Annotated in this window: 1 protein-coding gene; it reads left to right on the top strand. The window is 44.7% G+C overall.

Translation table 11 applies throughout. The annotated features are described in order from the left end of the window. On the top strand, positions 1-266 hold a 266-nt coding region (locus AX663_RS00710; RefSeq protein WP_156430741.1), incomplete at both ends, for a hypothetical protein.

Genomic DNA, 266 nt, shown 5'->3' with positions numbered 1-266 from the left:
TTCCTGAGAAATCATTTGTCGGAACTGCACCGGCTGTAACGGTTGTTCGTGAAGATAAGAACGGAACCAAAGCCTCTGCAACTTATACACCAACTGTGACTCCAGTAACTCCAACTGCAACACCAGTTGAAACAACAGATATCCAAGGTGCTACACAAACTGGTAAACCTGTATTTACTGAAGGCGATAGACGTGTGCCAATGAACGATGATGTTCCAGCAACATTTGATGATGGCTCAACTACCAAGTCAGTTGATGGCGTTGGT

The sequence above is a fragment of the Streptococcus sp. CCH8-H5 genome, from assembly GCF_001556505.1.
GTDB lineage: Bacteria > Bacillota > Bacilli > Lactobacillales > Streptococcaceae > Streptococcus.
Note: the sequence above shows the minus strand (reverse complement) of the source record. Positions and strands in the feature narration are given on the sequence as shown.